Here is a 16,141-nt window from a genome sequence, read left to right on the forward strand (position 1 = left end):
ATGTGCGGTTATGACATAGCGTTCGTTTATTTCGCCATCTTTATCCTGTAAAGATGGCGAAATTGTTTAGGCTACTTTACCGTCCATGCCTCAGAGAATTCGCGATCCTGAAATAACTCCATCAATCCGCTGATTTGCTTCAAGCGCAATACCTCATCCGCATCCATCCCCAGCTCTTCACTAATTTTTTCATCGCTCCAGCCGAGCCGGTACAGTTCACGCACGATATCCGACATAATACTGATTTGGTGTTTGCCGCGCGCGCGATTATGACGAATTGTTGCTGCAATGCGGTGGGACTTTTCGTTTTCTAAATCGTTTAAGATGACAACGGGAAGATAGCCGCGGATACGTTTACGTAGCTTAGGGCGATCGGCGGCCAGTTCACGGCGATGAAAACCATCTACGATGACATAATCTTTATCATCATCTTTTATTTGAGCGGTAACTATCGGTTGGGTGTAACCATCACGTAATAACGAAGTATATAAAAGTCGCTTTTCAGGTGGGGCAACGTTATTGGGATTATAATCGTTCGCGACAACATCCTCGATAGGCTTCCAGAGCACACAGTCGATAGGCTCGTTGTTAAATGGACTTACGTGATGAAGCATGACTCGGATCTTATTTAACGCCTCAATTTTTATGGCTTCTGGCATAGATTCCAATTCTACTTTTAGATCGTTAACTAACGTATCAATCTTCATATAACACTCCAACATTTCCTGCGCGCCTGAATTCTTTTGTGATACCGCTCATAGCTACTCGGTTTATTTGGGCTAAATGATAAAGAACGACACCAATAATCATTTCTGAGAAGAACTTTGCAGATGCGTCGCCAAGACGGAATATCTTTAGAGCCGATATCTTTCTCTTGTTCATCGGGTATATCGATGGGAAAACCGTGAGTCTGATACCAACGTAAATAAATAGCGATTTTGTTACGATAATGCTCCGCAGTTTTTTGCGGCATGCTGTCGAGTAAGAATAGGGCATAGCTGCGCCAGTTATGATTATCGGGTTTATGTACCTGACGGCGAGCATAAAAATCACCTCGGTTATTTGCATAAATCCCCCCTGTATTAGCCCCCGAGACCCTAGTGCAAACACGTTCCCAACATTCAGGTTCTAGGACATGGTAAAGCCATAGCCCTTGACGCTGTTCGGGGCCAAAAGGTTCACAGATGCGCATAGAACGAAGTGCGACGCCAGCCTGATACATCAAATCATATAGGGTGTTATAGGCTTTCCTTGTGGAGGCAAAGTAGGTCCAAATGTCTTCGGTTTTCCAGTCGTATATGGGGTAGATGCTATAGCAGTGCCCCGAAATGTTAGCGGTAGTCCACGGTTTATCATCAGCAAAACGATGTTTTCGTTTTGATGCAACGGCCCAGAAGCGGTTATATGATTCGTCGGTACGAATACCGATCATCATTGCGCTGGGTTGTTGCATGGAGTACCAGCCTGCGAAGGCCGGCATAAACTCTTCAAAAGTGATGCCGTCATAATAAAACGGAAAAAAAGCCGTATCAGAGATGGCATCAGCGGGAAACTTACGTATCCATTCAATATTTGGCGTCCAACACTGCCATTCTGGTTGAAATTGTGAAACAGAATTCCCTGTAGTAATGGGTAATGCTACCCAATAAAACGTTCCGATCTCGGCATGATATAACCGCCGCATCTTCTCAATATGGGTGATGGTATGGGTAAACTGAGCCTCCCAGTCAATAAATAAAACGTCGAATTTCCGGTTATGCGCTTTAGCATATTCGGCAACTAAATGGAGTAATACCGTGGAGTCTTTGCCGCCGGAAAAAGAAACACAAACGCGAGAGAATGTGTCGAAAGTCCATTCAATACGTGATTTCGCAGCCTTTAGCACATCAATACTTAAAGCTATTTTTTTATTAGTTAACGCATTCATAGCGATTTATTTTTAAGGTATTGTCGTTCAGGTGATGTGGGGATTAATAGAATAATACCTAACGTAATCGGTTGATAGCTACATATTTTAAATATGTTGCCTAAATCTAAAGTTAGACCCGATTGATAAATAAAATATCAATATTATTTTTTTAATTTATATTTGGTGGCTGTATGTATTCAGCCACCAAATAGTGAATTGCTATGATAATAGAGGCCGGTTTTAGTCTCTGAAGAACCAATACCCGCTATTAATTAATGCAGCTAGGGTCGCAAGGAAACTAGGATCCTCAAGTGCATCACCGAGCATGGCTGAATTGATCACATATTCTCGAGCAAGAACGTGGGCAGCGGCAGCATGGTCAGTAACGATAACTTCACCGTTTACAAAACAACTTCCTGCGACGTTAATGACGCGCAGCCCACCCAGACGTTCTAGAGATTCGCCCGCTTGCAGCAGCTCATAAATCTCTCCTACCTGATACGGTGGCTCAGGTGGCGCGATATCGAGCTCGTGGCGAGACTGACTGACGAATTCACCAAACCATAGATTGAAGTTATCTTGGTTTTGTAACTGGCTCATCATCATTCCACGCAGCTTTTCTAGCTCGGCGGCTTGAACCTCCGATGGGTTATCGCGTAGCACAAGATCGGGATCGCTATAGCGCTCACTGCCGAGCTCATTAGCGAGCACAAAATCGGCGAAGCCGCTGATCAATTCACGTCCACTGGGTGCTCGGAAACCTACAGAGTAGTTAAGTGAGTTTTCCAGCGCATAACCTTCATGAGGGAAACCGGGTGGAATATAAAGAATGTCACCCGGTTCCATCTCTTCATCAATGATGGCGTCGAAAGGCTCGACTTGAAGGAGGTCGGGATGTGGACTGTGCTGTCTTAGCTGTGTCTTTTCGCCAACGCGCCAACGCCGGCGGCCGGTTCCTTGAATGATGAATACGTCGTATTGATCTAAGTGTGGCCCAACGCCACCTCCAGGCACCGAGAAGGAGATCATCAGGTCGTCAGTACGCCAGTCTGGCAGTTTACGGAAAGGGCGCATTAAAGCACTGGATGGAACATGCCAATGGTCGACAGCTTGAACCAGAATCGACCAGTTATTCTCACCGAGATGATCGTAACTTTCGAAAGGGCCATGCGCAACCTGCCAACGACCGTCTTGATGGCTAACAAGGCGGCTATCGACCTCGTTTTCCATTGCCAAGCCTGCTAACTCATCAGGAGAAATGGGATCAACGAAATTCTTGAACCCGCGCTTTAGAATGACGGGGCGTTTTTGCCAGTAGCGTTGCAAAAAATCGTGCCAGTCGAGATCGAGTTGATAATCCATTGTTAATTCCCTGTGTATGTATCTGTTGGGATTATAACGGAAGTACCGTGGGATTCCTCCGCCTGTTTGTCACAACTCTGGTTTTAAAGAAAATAATTTAGGCTTAAGGACAAATATTTTAGACAACGGCGCCTGTTAAGCGCCGTTTGTGAGTATTAGGAGGGACACTTGCGATGCTCAGTCGAGCGTATGTGAAATTTGCTGACGGCCGAAGTGGATACTCATGCGTGCGCCACCGAGGGGACTATCGGTGATAACGGCTTCGCCATCATACTGTTGCAGTAATTCATCGACTAAGGCTAAACCAAGGCCTTGTCCAGGCAGCAGAGTATCAATCCTCTGACCACGGCGGAAAATCAAATCGCGTTTGCTGGCGGGAATGCCAGGACCATCATCATCGATGATAATGATGAGCTCTTTTTCCGTTTGTTGTGCCGTGATCTCAACGAACTCGAGACAATATTTACAGGCGTTATCCAGCACGTTACCCATGACTTCCATGAAATCATTTTTCTCGCCGACAAACGTGAGTTCGGGAGATATATCCAGTGTGATATCAACGCCTTTGCGTTGATAGACCTTATTGAGTGCGGAGCAAAGGCTATCCAACAACGGCGGAACGGAGTGCAGTTCTCGATTGAGCATGCTGTGCTCAGATTGCATGCTGGCTCGATGCAGGTAGTAGCCAATTTGCTGTGAAATACGACTAATTTGCTCCAGCATAATCGGCTCAGCCTGCTCAATTTTTAAGTCTTTTCCATTGCGCAGCGAGCGGAGGGTGCTCTGCAATACCGCGAGCGGTGTCTTTAGGCTGTGAGTGAGGTCCGATAATGTTGTCCGATAGCGAGTATAGCGCTGGCGCTCGTTGCTAAGCAGAATGTTTAAATTGCGCACTAAGCCACGCAGTTCGCGAGGAGGGTTTTCACTTAAAAGCTCACGCTTGCCGCTTTCTAACTCTCGCACCTGTGTCAGCAACAGCTTTATCGGCTGTAGGCTCCAATATGCGGCTAACCAAAGTAGGGGGACGACCAGCAAAATATTGGCGATAAGTACGTAGGTGAACCATCCCCAGACCATATCTGAGTTTTGTAACTCTTGAGGGATGGTATCCACGACAACAATAGTCAGTGCCGGTAGGCGATCCGTTGCCGCATATTGGTTGACGGCAACGGAATGCGTCATGGCATCGTCATCGTCGTCGTCGTAATCCTTCAGCTGATCCTGAACTTTTGGATTATCCCCTAAAACCGCACTACTGAATATGGTGCTGGAATCAAGCTCGTAGAAGCCGGGTTTTTCCAACCAAGATTTCTCAATGCGTTTTTCTAGTTCGGGGACTTTGCGTTGTGACCAGAGTAGTTTGCCTTTATCGTCGTAAATCATGACCAACGTCGGTGCGTTGAGATCGAAGTTAGGCGGAGAGGTGATGGTCAATTTACCATTTTCAAAATGTGCCAAGCTGAAGAACAGATTGCTTTCGCCACGCAGCAGACGGAACGTCGTTTTATCGAAACTTACAACGTAGCCGACCACCGCAACGACGCCGTAGGCCAGTGATAGCATAAATACAACGGCCGCCGTTGCGAGTAAAAACCGTGTCCTCAGCGAAAACGGCTGTGCTTTATAGTGTGCCCAACGCGGAAGGTTCATCAGTTAATATCAAACCTGTAGCCTTGTCCACGAACCGTGGTAATGACTTCGTGCGGGTATTCGCTTTGGAGCTTTTTACGCAAACGTCCCATTAATACGTCGATGGTGTGGCTTTCTCTCAGCTCCGCATCAGGGTAGAGCTGTAGCATTAATGCGTCTTTGCTGACGACCTTGGCGTGGTTACGAATGAGCGTTTCAATAATGGTGTATTCAAATGCGGTCAGCTTGATGAGATTTTCATTCACCGTAAGCTCACGGCGAGATAAATCGATTTGGAATGGTGGAAGGGTAATGACCTGCGAAGCCAAGCCGCTATTGCGACGCATCAGAGCTTGCATACGTGCAATAACCTCTTCGAGATGGAAAGGTTTTGTCACGTAATCATCTGCGCCAGCTTCGAGCACAGCCACTTTATCCTGCCAGCTTTCTCGCGCGGTTAATACCAAAATAGGGAGCTTGATTTGCTCAGCACGCCAACGGCGGATCAGGCTTAGCCCATCCTCACCCGGCAAACCCAGATCGACGATTGCAATGTCAGGCGTTTGTTCTTTAACAAAAAAATCGGCTTCTTTGGCATCTTCGGCGGCGTCAACCTGATGCCCCATATCGCGCATCTGAACTGAAAGGTGGTGACGAAGTAAACCGTTATCTTCAACGACCAGAATTCGCATGAGTGACTTCTCCATAAGATAAGGCCAAGAGGCGATGCCTCTTGGCAAGCACATATGATGTTATTCTACTGGAAAGTATAGCGGATCCCGATCTCACCGATCTGATCGTCAACTTTCCAGTTATGGTAGGTATAACCAATTTCAGCGGCCAGATTAGGCGTTAACGCATAACCCGCCCCGATACGAGCTTCATTGAAGCCGCGGCTATCATATTCGGCGTAACGATAAGCAGCATTCATACTGATTTTGTCGGTGATGTGGCTTTTAACCCCAATCTCACCGGTGGCGCTGCTCCAGTTTTCATCACGCTTCTTATCATAATCAAAGTTGCTGGAAACAGCGTGACCGCTCGCGCCGATCAAAGCATACATGTCGGTGGTTGGGTTAATGGCAAAGTGGTAACCCAAACCCAGCAGGCTATCACCGCTGCCACGCTGGCTATTACCCATTGCGTTTAAACGCGCATCGATGAACACGTTGTTTTCGAAACCATATCCACCGCGCAGGTAAAAGCCACCCATAGTGGTTTTGCTTTGATCTGGACGGTTCTGGTGCACTAATTTATCAAAATCGCTTTTGTTTGTGATGCCACCCACCTGCAAACCGCCGGCAACATACGTGTAGTCATCTGCAAGTGCAACGCCGCTCATAGCACTAATGATAGCTACTGCGCATAAAGATTGTTTAAACATGAGTTGTTTCCTCGATATTTCATTGTTGTCGTCTTTGTTACTGCGACAACTAGTATCGAAAGAACCGACTAAACCTTTCCTCAACCATGCACCTTCAAACTTAAACGAAAATTAAACGAGGTGAAATGGGCTTTTACAGGGTTTTTGGCTTAAAAGGAAACCTTATCTGTGTGCAAGAAGATAAAACGAAGAAACCGCAGCGCATAAGGAATACGCCACTGCGGTTTTTTTAGGCCTTTTGACGGCGCGGTTGTGCCTTATAGTGTTAAATATTTACGGCGTAGGTTTCTCGCTAAGTCCGGTGAATAATCGAGCTAGTGCTTGATATCCGATTTAGGCAGATCTGCTCGGATATCGCTGACCTGCGACGCGCTGACTGGTTCGGCCTGATTTCCCCAGCCCGTTCGTACAAATGATAGCAACTGAGCGATATCCTCATCATTAAGTCGCCAGCCAAAGTCGGGCATCGTGAGGCCTGTTGGGGCTGACTGCGTTTTAGGAACATGGGAGCCTTTCAGCACGATACTAATTAGCGATGAAGGATCTTCGCTTAGTACGACAGGGTTATGTGCGAGAGCCGGAAACGTATTCTTGTAGCCGAGACCATCTGAGCGATGGCAGGCCGCACAATTATCGAGGTAAATCTGAGCCCCTGCCTGAGTGACTTTTCCGCTTGCCAGTGCCTGATAGGTTTTGTCATCGTGAGTGGGCTCTGTGGCACTATCGCCAACAGGTTTCAGTGATTTCACATAAACGGCAATTGCCTGCAAATCATCATGACTGAGATATTGGGTGCTATCCTGCACCACATCTGTCATAGAGCCGAACGCCGCCGATTTTTCCGTGTGACCCGATTTTAGGAACTGGGCGATGTCTTGCACACTCCAACTTCCTAATCCTGTGACTTTATCTCCGCGCAGATTAGCTGCGTGCCAGCCTTCTAACGTTCCTCCGCTCAGATATTCTGACTCCGTCTGGTCAAGGGCTTTCTCTTGGAAACCTATTCCGCGAGGCGTATGGCAAGATCCACAGTGGCCTAATCCTTGTACAAGATAGGCCCCTCGATTCCACGCTGTACTCTGTTGGGCATCGACTTGGTATGTACCATCGTGGCGGAATAACGCATTCCAAGCGGCTAGTGGCCAACGCATGTTTAGCGGCCATGGAATATCGCTGTCTTTGTTCGTCTGAGCGACCGGTTTTACACCATGCTGAAAATAGAGATAGAGGTCTTGAAGATCGTCGTCATTGATTTTGACAAATGAAGGATAGGGCATGGCGGGATAAAGATGGCTACCATCTTTACGGATGCCTTGCCGAACAGCATCCGCAAATTCTGCATAGCTATATTCACCTATCCCGTTTTTTCGATCCGGGGTGATATTGGTTGAATAGATCGCGCCTACCGGCGTGGTCATTTTTAATCCCCCCGCGAAAGGTTGTCCTCCGGGAGCCGTATGGCAGGCGGCGCAATCACCTGCGCGTGAGAGATATTCTCCATGGGCGATGCGTTGTTCGAGTGGCGTAGGTGCGGCTTGGATGCAAAAACTGCTCGTACTCAGTAAGAGCATGGCTAGCTGTGTTAGCGTGATCGTTTTCATGATTGCTCTCCCTGTTAGGCCTGAACCAATGGGCCAGGATTGGCTAAGTATTGAGTGCGAATGGCATGTGCTGACCAATAGGCAAGTGCGCCAACTAATCCTGTGGGGTTATAGGCCATATTTTGGGGGAAGGCGCTGGCACCCTGTACGAAGACGTTAGGTACGTCCCAGCTTTGCAGATATTTGTTAATCACACTATTGGATGGATTGTCGCCCATGATAGCGCCACCGGTGGTATGCGTTGACTGATAGGGGCGCACGTCGTAATGGCTGTTCATATCCATTACAGAGATTTTCATCTGTTTAGGGTTCATGGCCGTAGCAATTCCCTGCATTTTGCTGGTGATGTGCTGCGTCATTTTGATTTCGTTTGGCTTCCAATCAAATGTCATACGCAATAACGGTTGGCCAAAGTCATCTTTATAGTTGGGATCGAGGTCGAGATAACATTCTTTATACGGCATCACGGAACCTTCAGAGCCGATACTCATGGAGTGCAGGTAGTTATCTTCAATTCCTTGCTTCCATCCGGCCCCCCATGTTGGTGTCTCAGCGGGTAACGACATTTGTTGAATCGGGCGACCGCCGGTGCGCACTGCGGATATGTAAGCACCACCGATAAAGCCGAGATCGCTATGATCAAAGTTGTCGCTATTGAAGTCGTCGATAACAGCGCCTGCGGCGCCCGCACCAATGAAGGGATTGAAATTAGTGTCCTTATCAAAAAATACGGAGATACCGCTGTTCATTTGATAGGCGTAATTTCTGCCGACCATGCCTTCGCCCGTTTGTGGGTTATAGGGTGTCCCGATCCCAGAGAGTAACAGCAGACGAACATTGTGCAGTTGATATGCACTTAAAATCACGATGCTGGCAGGCTGTTCGATTTCACGCCCCTGAGCATCGATATAAGTCACTCCGGTTGCCTTTTTACCGCTACTATCAAGATTGACCTTTATGACCATGGAGTTAGCGCGTAGCTCGAAGTTTTTTCGCTGAGTTAATACCGGGAGAATCGTCGATTGAGGGGAGCCTTTAGAATACATAAAGCATCCGAAGCGTTCGCAGAATCCGCAGTAGTTACAAGGGCCGAGTTGGACACCATAAGGATTGGTGTAAGGCTGGGAACAGTTTGCGGCTGGAATAGCAAAAGGATGATATCCGAGTTCTTTAGCCGCTTGGCTAAACAATGCGCCAGAATACAGCTGTTTAAGCGGCGGCGTTGGGTATTCTGACATCCGCGGCCCTTCGAAAGGGTTGCCGCCATCAATAATTTCCCCCTGCAAATTGCCTGACTTTCCTGCCGTTCCGCATACTTTTTCGAACTTATCAAAAAAGGGTTCTAAATCGTTATAGCTGACAGGGTAGTCCTGCAACAGCATTCCTTCAGGGATGAATGACTTACCATAACGTTCCATCACGGTGGTATGCATTTTTAAATCACTGGGAAGGGCGCGCCAGTGCATACCGTTCCAATGTACTCCGGCACCGCCGACGCCGTTACCGGGCAGAAACGATCCAAATTGACGATATGGAACGGCATAATCACCGGGGTTGTGGCGCACGGTAACCGTTTCTTTTGATGCCTCTTGGAAGAGTTTTAGACGGATCCCATAAGTTAGTTCATCAGCGATGCGAGGATAGGCAAAATCAGGATAAGTATCGCGTTTTTCCCCTCGCTCTAAAGCGACGACGCTCAAGCCCGCATCGGTCATTTCCATCCCCATAATGGCGCCAGTCCAGCCGAAGCCGACGATAACCACATCAACGGGTTCTTTTTTTATTGTTGTCATTATGCAGTCCTCTTGCTGGAAATACTGATAGGGCCTTGTGGGTAGGGTTCATTCGGATGATCGACCCAGTCGGTGTAGTCGGCGCGTGCTCCGGGGAAACCAATGAGCTTCCACGATGCCAACGTTTGGTTTCCGCCGTGAATAGGATCCGCCAGATAGCCTTCTTTGGTATTTTGCAGTAGTAGGTCAAAAAACATTTTTGCGGATACGTTATCGAAGCTGGGCTCATCCTTTTCAAGATTAGAGAGAACCTGATCTTGTTGATCTGGGGAAAGTTCGGCAAAACGCTGTTTAAACTGCTTGCGACAATAGTGGTTTACCTCACTGATACCTAAACGATAAACCTCTCGCGGCACGAGTTTGGATTGGTATCCAAGCTCGGGAACCGCTGAGACAAATGGTGGATGCATATACCAGAGACCGCCGCGCCCAAAAGGAGCCTCCATTTGTTTATCGATAAACGCCGGCACACCTTGCTCAACGGCCCCAGGGCCATTGGCATCACTCGGGATTAATCGCTCACAGGCAGCCAATAAAAATGCCCATTCCTCATTATTAAAGTAAATAGGGACATAGTGCTGGCTGACGCCGGGAGATTTTTCAGAGGCTGTCTGCGCCGATGATGTGAACGAGACAACCCCCGAACCTGTGGCTGCGGCGAGTGGAATAAGTGTGAGCGTCTTTTTTAAAAATTGCCTTCTGGATGGCATTGCTTCATGAGGCTTTGACATAACTACAGCACCTTGCATTAAAGGATACGCTCTACTCATTAAATGCACCTGGCTTTGATGTAGCGCCAGATTGAGAAGAGAGGATCGAAGGATGATGAGAGTCTTATAATCGGCATCTAGTTGCCTTGTTTATGATTAGGTTGCTAATCATAAATTCCATTGTAATTGCATGGATATAAAAAACAATTAAGAAAATATTTTCATACAATTTATTTACCACTCAGATAACTATCGATAACTAGATAAGGGATTGTTCAGGGAGCATAGGAGGAGAATGGCAAAGAAAACGATTGCCTCTAAGAGGGAAGGAAATATGATTGTTCGATTCAGCTCTCAGTATTATTTCAATGGTATTATTAAGGTACTACGCAATGAAAGGGTTCTTAGGCCATTCGTGTGCAAGGAAATCAAATGCAAACTGTGAATAATAACAATACAAAACTATCCGTGATGATGTTCGTGGAATGGTTTATCTGGGGGGCGTGGTTTGTTCCGCTTTGGCAATATCTGAACAAACTGGGTTTTTCTCCCTCTGAAATTGCGTGGTCGTACAGCAGTACTGCCATTGCCGCTATCCTCTCTCCAGTGTTAGTCGGGGTTATTGCAGACCGCTATTTTGCTGCGCAGAAAGTATTAGGGTGGTTACACATAGTGGGTGGGGGGCTGATGCTGCTACTGGCTTGGCAAATTCAATTCTCTACTTTTTTCCCACTGCTGGTCGTCTATGCATTGACCTATATGCCAACGGTAGCGCTGACCAATAGTATTGCTTTTGCCAATATTCGAGATACGGAAAAAGATTTCCCACGTATTCGTGTATTAGGCACTTTAGGATGGATTGCTTCTGGGTTGGTGGTTGGTTTTATGCTACCGCCACTATTGGGGATGGAAAACGTCTCTGACACTAATCTTCCGTTGATTGTTACCGCTATTGCCTCTGTGTTACTCGGTCTGTACAGCTTCATGCTGCCGAATACACCGCCGAAAGTCGGGCAGCGTACGGACATCAAAGATCTTCTGGGCCTGAACGCGCTAGGGCTGCTGCGCGATCGTTCATTCGCTATTTTTGCCTTGTGCTCATTCCTGTTCTGCATGCCGCTCGCGTTTTACTACCAGTTTGCTAATGGCTACCTAACTCAGGTTGGTTTACAAAATGCGACAGGGTGGATGACGCTGGGTCAGGTTTCCGAAATCTTCGCCATGCTTGCGTTACCGTTCCTGCTTAAGCGTTACGGTATTAAGAAAGTGCTGTTGTTAGGCTTTGTCACCGCAGGTATCCGCTATGTCCTCTTTATCTACGGCGGCACCGCAGACATGCTGATGTACAGCATGTTATTCATCGGCATTCTGTTGCATGGCGTGAGTTACGACTTCTATTTTGTCACCGGTTATATCTACGTTGATAAGAAAGCACCTGCACATATGCGCACCGCGGCTCAAGGCCTGATCACGCTGATTTGTCAGGGCTTCGGCAGCTTTATTGGTAACTGGTTAGGCGGGCGTGCAATGACAGCGTTCCAGCTACCTGAAGCACACAACGGGATGACTTTCGACTGGTTTACCGTCTGGGGCGTGGGAGCTGCAATGGTGTTTGCGGTCATGCTGCTATTCGTACTGTTTTTCCGCGAAAAGAGCAAAGAAATCGGCCAAATTGCCCTCTGAAATTAATACTGTTTTTTGAATCCTAGCGGAGACGGCAGGTCTTTGACCCGCGTCTCCGATGAAATATTGAGGTTGTTATGACGTTACAAGTATCGGCAGGAAAAGATCTGACTATCCAGCAACGCATTCTGGGAGCGCTTTATGGCCAGATGTTAGGGGATTCTCTGGGGATGCCATCTGAGCTGTGGCCACGTTCTCGGGTGCGCAGTCATTTTGGCTGGATTGATCGTTTTCTGGATGGCCCGCAGGAAAATTCTGCTGCTTGTTATTTTACCGCCGGGCAATTCACCGATGATACGTCGATGGCGCTAGCATTAGCTGATGCCTTGTTAGAAGCGAATGGGAAGGTGGTTCCAGAGCTTATTGCGCGTAACGTTATTCGTTGGGTCGATAGCTTCGATGCATTCAATAAAAACATTTTGGGCCCAAGCTCCAAAGTGGCGCTACGTGAACAGAAAGAAGGCAAGCCGATTAGCAGTTTGGAAAATAATGGCGTGACGAACGGGGCAGCAATGCGTGTTTCCCCTCTAGGGTGTGTCTTGCCATCGGCACCGTTACGTACCTTTGTTGATCAGGTTTGGGAAGCGTCGAGCCCAACGCATAAGTCAGATATTGCTGTCGCGGGGGCCGTCGTCATTGCGTGGTCAGTATCTAAAGCGATTGAGGGCGCAAGCTGGGCAGAAATTAAAATGGCGTTGCCTGCCGTTGCCGCCTATGCACAAGAATTCCGTCCATCCACTTTCAGCGCCTCACTGGCGGCGCGTATCGAACTCGCGCTTTCCGTGGTTGCCCATGCGGATGGTATCGAAGATGCCAGCGAGCGCGTCTATCAGTTGGTGGGGGCTGGTGTGAGTACTATCGAATCAGTTCCTGCAGCGATAGCGATGGTGGATTTGGCTAAAGGCTGTCCGAATCGGTGCGCGGAGTTGTGTGCCAACCTAGGTGGCGATACCGATACCATTGGTGCGATGGCGACGGCGATCTGTGGTGCATTGCAAGGCGTTGATGCGATCAAAAAGGAGTGGCTGGATACGCTGAAGAAAACCAACCCCATTGATATGACGCGCTATAGCATGGGATTTGAACAATTTCGCGCGCAATGGCAGGAAAGCAAATAATGAAACCGTGGCTGAACCAATTTGTTGAACAACGCAAGCAGGCGCAGCCCGTGATGGTGCTTGGTGCCTCAGTGATGGACGTTGTGGCAGAAACCGATCGCTTGCCCGAGCGAGGTGGCGATCAGCCCGCTTTCGAGCGCGGCGTACATCTGGGGGGCTGCGCGCTTAACATTGTCTTAGCGTTGCACCGCCTTGAGGTGAATTGCGCACCGATGCTGCCTGTTGGTGAAGGTATGTGGGCCGATCGCTTGCGAGCGGAGATGGCGCGAAAAGGTATTGAAAGTCAGCTTAATGTAAGCGGTGGCGATAATGGCTGGTGTCTGGCGCTGGTGGAGCCGGATGGTGAGCGCACTTTTATCTCTTTCGACGGCATTGAGAACCAATGGCAGCCTCATTGGCTGGAATCTATGAAGCCAAAGTCCGGTTTTGTGTCAGTCTCTGGCTATCAGCTAAGCGCTTCGAGCAGCGATGTATTGATTACTTGGCTACAGCGCTTGCCCGTTGAGGTTAAAGTTGTGATTGATTTTGGCCCTCGACTGGATCGTATTGCCCCGCAAACGGTACAACAACTGCTCCGCCCTGGAGTGATCCTGACGCTGAACGAGCGTGAAGCTAAACTCTTGGGCATGCAAGGCGATGATGTTGTCACATTCTGCCATCAGCTTTATGAACAGACTCATGAACTCGTGGTGGTCAGAATGGGGGATGCAGGGTGTTATTACCGATGGTCTCATGACGATGCCGGATGGGTTGAACCCTGTCGTGTACAGGTGGTTGATACGATCGGTGCGGGCGATAGCCATTGTGCGGGATTGCTCGCAGGGCTGGCGAGTGGACTCACGGCTAAAGATTCGTTGATATTAGCCAATCACGTTGCCGCTTATGTGGTTTCATTCCGAGGCGGTGATTGCGCGCCGACGGTGGGAGAACTAACGACATTTTTCTAACCCGTTACGCTCAGTCTCCTTCAAGCACGATTCAAGCAAGCACTACTCAATAATCAATCGTGCTCGCTTGCCGGTCATTGTTAACATGCCGACAAGCGAGTCGATAGTGAATTTATCGGTCTTTTGATTAACAACATCCGACACTCTAGGACGTGAGATCTTCAAGATCTCTGCGGCGGCACTCTGCTTGAGATTGTTCGTGGTAATCCACTGGGTGATTTCAACCATCAGCATGACTTTCATCTCGAGTTCCGCACTAATTTGTGCCAGAGATTCGGCCTGTAATTGCGCGGCTTCAACGTCAGAAAAACCTAACTCGGCAAAAATATTCCCATCGGCTGGCGTGAGGTGACGAGATTTAACATCGATGTGATCAGCCATGTTTGAGACTCCTTTCTTTGATGATTTCTTGGTAGCGTAATGCCACAATTTCATTGTCTTTCTGCGATGTTTTTTGTGTTTTTTTAACAAAACAGTGCAGCACATAAATGCATTCGTAGAACGTAGCAACATACATGATGCGGTGCTGGTTGTTGTCTTCGTTGATACGAATCTCAGTCACGCCGGCGCCTAAATCGTTTCTTGGCTTCCAATGCCTAGGTTCCAGCCCGTGTTGCACGCGATGTAGCTCAAACCCTGCGCTTTTCTTTACGCTATCAGAAAACGAAATTAACGTTTTGTGAGAGGTACCCCGCCAGTCAATAGGTTTAACGACGGGAGAAATATTCAGCCCTGACAGCGTGACAGCAATGAAAGTCCTTTTTGGTGTATGCATCGTGCTCATCCTTGTGTATAAAATTTTATACAAACCTATGCGTTTGGCAAGCACAACGTTTAAAATAGAGGAAAATAGTTTGCGCTGACCTAACGGTAAAGCAGGGTATGACGGATAAGGCTGAACGTCTTGGTGTAATGAGGCGGGTGATAAATGTTTGCGAGGCTATACGCGGGGTTGTGCGACAAAATGAGCTAATGCGAAGTACGTTTTGCGAGCGGCTTTGCAGGATGAGAAAAATAAAGCGCCACCCATGTTATCTTTAGATGACGCTATTTTTTTGTGACAACGTAACGATTAGTCTTCTGTGGAGTATTCGTACATATCACCACGGCAATAGTTAATGCTGTACTCCAGCGGTCGTAGTTCGTGATCGAGCAGGGTTTGACGAATCACCAGCATCGCGGAAGGCTCTTTAATCAATAATTTCTCACGCAGTTCATTATCAGCTAAACAGGCGCTTATTTGGCTATAGAGTTTGCCAAATTGAATTCGGCGACTGCGCAGATAGTCATACAGCGAGTTACCAATTTCTTCCACGTCATCAATGGCATCTTCAACGACGTAGGAGATCGCGACAGAAACCGGGCTATGGTCAACGGTGCGAATGCGCTCAAGGCGAAACACCGAGCTATTTTGTGGAATACTGAGTTTCTCAGCTACGCTAACCGAAGCGACAACGCGCTCGCGTTTTAGCCATACGGAACCGGGGATACGTCCTTGCAAATTAACTTCGCCTGAAAATCCTTTAATGGTGGCGAGTGAGTATGCCAGCGGTGGGGTTGGCACATTCTTCACCATGGTGCCAAAGCCTCGGCCTCGCCCGATGATGTCGTCCTGTTCTAAACATGCCAGCGCTTTACGGACGGTAATTCGTGAAATTTTCAATGCGTCAGTAAAAGCACGTTCGCTGGGTAGAAAGTCTCCCGGTTTCACGATCCCTTGATCGATGGCTTCACGTAGAGACTCATTAAATCTCAGATAAATTGGCATTGAGCCAGTTTGGGCAATATCTTGCTGTAATTTATTCAATAATTGCTGGCTATTTTCAGCGCTCATAGCTTTGAACGTCCGGATTATTGGTATGGATTAAGACGGATGAGATTCTCAGTGTAGACCGTGATTTCAGATAGCAGAAGGAAAAAAGCGTGATTTCGTGGAGGAGGGAGTTATTGATCGACAAACGGTGTGTGATTGAATAAAAACTGCCCACCGAAGTGAGCAGTTTGA

At 47.9% G+C, this 16,141-nt stretch carries 15 protein-coding genes; 3 read left to right on the top strand and 12 right to left on the bottom strand.

What is annotated here, in order from left to right:
- Window positions 1–71 precede the first annotated feature (71 nt).
- The 9 genes from HMPREF3091_RS11955 to HMPREF3091_RS11995 form a co-directional block, all read right to left on the bottom strand.
- Complete coding sequence (locus HMPREF3091_RS11955) at window positions 72–707, bottom strand: IbrB-like domain-containing protein (protein WP_070716067.1); 636 nt, start codon at window positions 705–707, stop codon at window positions 72–74.
- Window positions 704–1,927, bottom strand: coding sequence for a phosphoadenosine phosphosulfate reductase (locus HMPREF3091_RS11960; protein WP_070716069.1), 1,224 nt, complete (start codon window positions 1,925–1,927; stop codon window positions 704–706). The genes HMPREF3091_RS11955 and HMPREF3091_RS11960 overlap by 4 nt, the downstream gene beginning before the upstream one ends.
- Before the next feature lie 222 nt (window positions 1,928–2,149).
- Complete coding sequence (locus HMPREF3091_RS11965; RefSeq protein WP_004090154.1) at window positions 2,150–3,271, bottom strand: ribosomal protein uL16 3-hydroxylase; 1,122 nt, start codon at window positions 3,269–3,271, stop codon at window positions 2,150–2,152.
- Window positions 3,272–3,448: 177 nt separating this feature from the next.
- Entirely contained in the window at window positions 3,449–4,921 is a 1,473-nt protein-coding gene (phoQ, locus tag HMPREF3091_RS11970) for a two-component system sensor histidine kinase PhoQ (RefSeq protein WP_070716071.1), read from the bottom strand.
- Complete coding sequence (gene phoP / locus HMPREF3091_RS11975) at window positions 4,921–5,592, bottom strand: two-component system response regulator PhoP (protein ID WP_035502328.1); 672 nt, start codon at window positions 5,590–5,592, stop codon at window positions 4,921–4,923. The genes phoQ and phoP overlap by 1 nt, the downstream gene beginning before the upstream one ends.
- 65 nt (window positions 5,593–5,657) lie before the next feature.
- Window positions 5,658–6,284, bottom strand: coding sequence for an outer membrane beta-barrel protein (locus HMPREF3091_RS11980; RefSeq protein ID WP_004090146.1), 627 nt, complete (start codon window positions 6,282–6,284; stop codon window positions 5,658–5,660).
- A gap of 314 nt (window positions 6,285–6,598) precedes the next feature.
- The gene (locus tag HMPREF3091_RS11985; RefSeq protein ID WP_070716073.1) at window positions 6,599–7,885 is read right to left on the bottom strand and encodes a c-type cytochrome; all 1,287 of its coding nucleotides are present in this window, start codon (window positions 7,883–7,885) and stop codon (window positions 6,599–6,601) included.
- Window positions 7,886–7,899: 14 nt separating this feature from the next.
- Window positions 7,900–9,678: a GMC family oxidoreductase gene (locus HMPREF3091_RS11990; protein WP_070716075.1), complete on the bottom strand. Its 1,779-nt coding sequence runs from the start codon at window positions 9,676–9,678 to the stop codon at window positions 7,900–7,902.
- Window positions 9,678–10,409, bottom strand: a complete 732-nt coding sequence (locus HMPREF3091_RS11995) for a gluconate 2-dehydrogenase subunit 3 family protein (protein WP_246839987.1) — start codon at window positions 10,407–10,409, stop codon at window positions 9,678–9,680. The genes HMPREF3091_RS11990 and HMPREF3091_RS11995 overlap by 1 nt, the downstream gene beginning before the upstream one ends.
- Window positions 10,410–10,820: 411 nt before the next feature.
- On the opposite strand from HMPREF3091_RS11995, the gene HMPREF3091_RS12000 reads away from it, so the two are divergent.
- The 3 genes from HMPREF3091_RS12000 to HMPREF3091_RS12010 all read left to right on the top strand — a co-directional run bounded on the left by HMPREF3091_RS12000 (window position 10,821) and on the right by HMPREF3091_RS12010 (window position 14,136).
- Window positions 10,821–12,071 carry a nucleoside permease gene (locus HMPREF3091_RS12000; protein WP_004090131.1) on the top strand — a complete coding sequence of 417 codons (1,251 nt, stop codon included), beginning with the start codon at window positions 10,821–10,823 and terminating at the stop codon, window positions 12,069–12,071.
- 77 nt (window positions 12,072–12,148) lie between these two features.
- Complete coding sequence (locus tag HMPREF3091_RS12005) at window positions 12,149–13,189, top strand: ADP-ribosylglycohydrolase family protein (protein ID WP_070716079.1); 1,041 nt, start codon at window positions 12,149–12,151, stop codon at window positions 13,187–13,189.
- A complete protein-coding gene (locus tag HMPREF3091_RS12010) occupies window positions 13,189–14,136 on the top strand; it encodes a PfkB family carbohydrate kinase (protein ID WP_070716081.1) in 948 nt (315 codons plus the stop codon). Before HMPREF3091_RS12005 ends, HMPREF3091_RS12010 begins: the two co-directional genes overlap by 1 nt.
- Window positions 14,137–14,178: 42 nt before the next feature.
- Here the strand turns inward: HMPREF3091_RS12010 and HMPREF3091_RS12015 are convergent, their stop codons facing one another.
- The 3 genes from HMPREF3091_RS12015 to HMPREF3091_RS12025 all read right to left on the bottom strand — a co-directional run bounded on the left by HMPREF3091_RS12015 (window position 14,179) and on the right by HMPREF3091_RS12025 (window position 15,970).
- Window positions 14,179–14,517, bottom strand: a complete 339-nt coding sequence (locus tag HMPREF3091_RS12015) for a helix-turn-helix domain-containing protein (protein ID WP_070716086.1) — start codon at window positions 14,515–14,517, stop codon at window positions 14,179–14,181.
- On the bottom strand, window positions 14,510–14,911 hold the full coding sequence (locus tag HMPREF3091_RS12020; RefSeq protein ID WP_050854761.1) for a type II toxin-antitoxin system RelE/ParE family toxin: 402 nt from the start codon (window positions 14,909–14,911) through the stop codon (window positions 14,510–14,512). Before HMPREF3091_RS12020 ends, HMPREF3091_RS12015 begins: the two co-directional genes overlap by 8 nt.
- A 297-nt stretch (window positions 14,912–15,208) precedes the next feature.
- Window positions 15,209–15,970: a GntR family transcriptional regulator gene (locus HMPREF3091_RS12025; protein ID WP_070716088.1), complete on the bottom strand. Its 762-nt coding sequence runs from the start codon at window positions 15,968–15,970 to the stop codon at window positions 15,209–15,211.
- Window positions 15,971–16,141 lie beyond the last annotated feature (171 nt).

It is taken from the genome of Hafnia sp. HMSC23F03, assembly GCF_001816025.1.
Classification (GTDB): domain Bacteria; phylum Pseudomonadota; class Gammaproteobacteria; order Enterobacterales; family Enterobacteriaceae; genus Hafnia; species Hafnia paralvei.

Bases quoted from the DNA above. Each gene is read 5' to 3' on its own strand.
- HMPREF3091_RS11955 (WP_070716067.1), bottom strand. From the start codon at position 707: ATGAAGATTGATACGTTAGTTAACGATCTAAAAGTAGAATTGGAATCT.
- HMPREF3091_RS11960 (WP_070716069.1), bottom strand. From the start codon at position 1,927: ATGAATGCGTTAACTAATAAAAAAATAGCTTTAAGTATTGATGTGCTA.
- HMPREF3091_RS11965 (WP_004090154.1), bottom strand. From the start codon at position 3,271: ATGGATTATCAACTCGATCTCGACTGGCACGATTTTTTGCAACGCTAC.
- phoQ (WP_070716071.1), bottom strand. From the start codon at position 4,921: ATGAACCTTCCGCGTTGGGCACACTATAAAGCACAGCCGTTTTCGCTG.
- phoP (WP_035502328.1), bottom strand. From the start codon at position 5,592: ATGCGAATTCTGGTCGTTGAAGATAACGGTTTACTTCGTCACCACCTT.
- HMPREF3091_RS11980 (WP_004090146.1), bottom strand. From the start codon at position 6,284: ATGTTTAAACAATCTTTATGCGCAGTAGCTATCATTAGTGCTATGAGC.
- HMPREF3091_RS11985 (WP_070716073.1), bottom strand. From the start codon at position 7,885: ATGAAAACGATCACGCTAACACAGCTAGCCATGCTCTTACTGAGTACG.
- HMPREF3091_RS11990 (WP_070716075.1), bottom strand. From the start codon at position 9,678: ATGACAACAATAAAAAAAGAACCCGTTGATGTGGTTATCGTCGGCTTC.
- HMPREF3091_RS11995 (WP_246839987.1), bottom strand. From the start codon at position 10,409: ATGTCAAAGCCTCATGAAGCAATGCCATCCAGAAGGCAATTTTTAAAA.
- HMPREF3091_RS12000 (WP_004090131.1), top strand. From the start codon at position 10,821: ATGCAAACTGTGAATAATAACAATACAAAACTATCCGTGATGATGTTC.
- HMPREF3091_RS12005 (WP_070716079.1), top strand. From the start codon at position 12,149: ATGACGTTACAAGTATCGGCAGGAAAAGATCTGACTATCCAGCAACGC.
- HMPREF3091_RS12010 (WP_070716081.1), top strand. From the start codon at position 13,189: ATGAAACCGTGGCTGAACCAATTTGTTGAACAACGCAAGCAGGCGCAG.
- HMPREF3091_RS12015 (WP_070716086.1), bottom strand. From the start codon at position 14,517: ATGGCTGATCACATCGATGTTAAATCTCGTCACCTCACGCCAGCCGAT.
- HMPREF3091_RS12020 (WP_050854761.1), bottom strand. From the start codon at position 14,911: ATGCATACACCAAAAAGGACTTTCATTGCTGTCACGCTGTCAGGGCTG.
- HMPREF3091_RS12025 (WP_070716088.1), bottom strand. From the start codon at position 15,970: ATGAGCGCTGAAAATAGCCAGCAATTATTGAATAAATTACAGCAAGAT.